This is a genomic window from Lysobacter rhizosphaerae (assembly GCF_054779795.1).
This window is the reverse complement of record NZ_BAAGXO010000013.1, coordinates 2,501-5,502: the sequence shown is the minus strand read 5'-3', so window position 1 is coordinate 5,502 and position 3,002 is coordinate 2,501. Positions and strand designations below refer to the sequence as shown.

Genomic DNA, 3,002 nt, shown 5'->3' with positions numbered 1-3,002 from the left:
CTACTCTTGCATGCGGATGCACACTACCATCGGCGCGGTTGCGTTTCACTTCCGTGTTCGGGATGGGAACGGGTGGTGCCACAACGCTATTGTCACTGAGCAAGCTGGTGAAGCGGCGCTATAGCGCCTGCTTGCATGGGATGGGAATTGTAGCAAGTTGGTCCTGGAAGGTCACGACGTCGTCGCAAGCCTAAGGCCACTTGAGGTTATATGGTCAAGCCACACGGATCATTAGTACAGGTTAGCTCAACGCATTGCTGCGCTTACACACCCTGCCTATCAACCACCTGGTCTTGATGGTTCCTTTAGGGGACTTGTGTCCCGGGAGATCTCATCTTGAGGCGCGCTTCCCGCTTAGATGCTTTCAGCGGTTATCGCTTCCGAACATAGCTACCCGGCCGTGCCATTGGCATGACAACCGGAACACCAGAGGTTCGTCCACTCCGGTCCTCTCGTACTAGGAGCAGCCCCTCTCAAATCTCCAACGCCCACGACAGATAGGGACCGAACTGTCTCACGACGTTCTGAACCCAGCTCGCGTACCACTTTAAATGGCGAACAGCCATACCCTTGGGACCGACTACAGCCCCAGGATGTGATGAGCCGACATCGAGGTGCCAAACACCGCCGTCGATATGAACTCTTGGGCGGTATCAGCCTGTTATCCCCGGAGTACCTTTTATCCGTTGAGCGATGGCCCTTCCATACAGAACCACCGGATCACTAAGTCCTAGTTTCCTACCTGCTTGATCCGTCGATCTTGCAGTCAAGCACGCTTATGCCTTTGCACACAGTGCGCGATGTCCGACCGCGCTGAGCGTACCTTCGAGCTCCTCCGTTACACTTTGGGAGGAGACCGCCCCAGTCAAACTACCCACCATACACGGTCCTCGATCCGGATTACGGACCTAAGTTAGAACGTCAAGCACATCAGGGTGGTATTTCAAGGTTGCCTCCGCCGAAGCTAGCGCCTCGGTTTCATAGGCTCCCACCTATCCTACACAGACGAACTCAACGTTCAGTGTAAAGCTATAGTAAAGGTTCACGGGGTCTTTCCGTCTTGCCGCGGGAACGCTGCATCTTCACAGCGATTTCAATTTCACTGAGTCTTAGGTGGAGACAGCGCCGCTGTCGTTACGCCATTCGTGCAGGTCGGAACTTACCCGACAAGGAATTTCGCTACCTTAGGACCGTTATAGTTACGGCCGCCGTTTACCGGGGCTTCGATCAAGAGCTTCGCCTTGCGGCTGACCCCATCAATTAACCTTCCGGCACCGGGCAGGCGTCACACCCTATACGTCCACTTTCGTGTTTGCAGAGTGCTGTGTTTTTGATAAACAGTCGCAGCGGCCTGGTTTCTGCGGCCCTCCTCAGCTATTAACCATGGAGGGCGTACCTTCTCCCGAAGTTACGGTACTATTTTGCCTAGTTCCTTCACCTAAGTTCTCTCAAGCGCCTGAGAATTCTCATCCTGCCCACCTGTGTCGGTTTACGGTACGGTCTGCGTAAGCTGAAGCTTAGGAGCTTTTCCTGGAAGCGTGATATCAGCAGCTTCGCCCTAATGGGCTCGTCCTTAGTCTCAACGTTGCCCCCCCGGATTTGCCTAAGGGGACCGCCTCAACTCTCTCACCGGGACAACCAACGCCCGGCCTGCTTAACCTTCTCCGTCCCTCCATCGCACTTACGCGAGGTGCTGGAATATTAACCAGCTTCCCATCGACTACGCATTTCTGCCTCGCCTTAGGGACCGACTAACCCTGCGTCGATTAACGTTGCGCAAGGAAACCTTGGGCTTTCGGCGTGCGGGCTTTTCACCCGCATTATCGTTACTCATGTCAGCATTCGCACTTCCGATACCTCCAGCAACCTTCTCAAGTCACCTTCAACGGCGTACGGAACGCTCCTCTACCGCGCATCACAAAGTGATGCACCCCAAGCTTCGGTTTATCGCTTAGCCCCGTTAAATCTTCCGCGCAGACCGACTCGACCAGTGAGCTATTACGCTTTCTTTAAAGGGTGGCTGCTTCTAAGCCAACCTCCTGGCTGTCTGTGCCTTTCCACATCGTTCACCACTTAGCGATAAATTTGGGACCTTAGCTGTGGGTCTGGGTTGTTTCCCTTTTCACGACGGACGTTAGCACCCGCCGTGTGTCTCCCGCGCAGTCTGTCTTGGTATTCGGAGTTTGCCATGGTTTGGTAAGTCGCAATGACCCCCTAGCCATAACAGTGCTCTACCCCCAAGAAGATTCACGCGAGGCGCTACCTAAATAGCTTTCGAGGAGAACCAGCTATCTCCGGGTTCGATTAGCTTTTCACTCCTAATCACACCTCATCCCCTACCTTTGCAACGGGAGTGGGTTCGGGCCTCCAGTACCTGTTACGGTACCTTCACCCTGGGCATGACTAGATCACCCGGTTTCGGGTCTACTGCCCGCGACTATGCGCCCTTATCAGACTCGGTTTCCCTTCGCCTCCCCTATACGGTTAAGCTCGCCACGAACAGTAAGTCGCTGACCCATTATACAAAAGGTACGCAGTCACCCCGAAGGGCTCCTACTGCTTGTACGCACACGGTTTCAGGGTCTATTTCACTCCCTTCACCAGGGTTCTTTTCGCCTTTCCCTCACGGTACTGGTTCACTATCGGTCGGTCAGGAGTATTTAGCCTTGGAGGATGGTCCCCCCATATTCAGACAGGGTTTCTCGTGCCCCGCCTTACTCGATTTCATTGAATAAGGTCTTTCGCATACCGGGCTGTCACCGTCTATGGCCGAGCTTTCCAACTCGTTTTGCTAAACCTTACTCAACTTAAGGGCTGCTCCCCGTTCGCTCGTCACTACTGGGGGAATCTCGGTTGATTTCTTTTCCTCCGGGTACTTAGATATTTCAGTTCTCCGGGTTCGCTTCGATAGGCTATGTATTCACCTAACGATACCTCTTGCGAGGTGGGTTTCCCCATTCGGACATTGCGGGATCAATGCTTGTTGCCAGCTCCCCCGCACT

Annotated in this window: 2 rRNA genes (1 of these 2 cut by a window edge); both read right to left on the bottom strand. The window is 54.0% G+C overall.

What is annotated here, in order from left to right:
- A 5S ribosomal RNA gene (gene rrf / locus ACYVGE_RS16520) occupies positions 1-100 on the bottom strand; the annotation flags it as partial.
- A 110-nt stretch (positions 101-210) separates the two neighbouring features.
- A 23S ribosomal RNA gene (locus tag ACYVGE_RS16515) occupies positions 211-3,002 on the bottom strand (it continues 73 nt past the right edge of the window).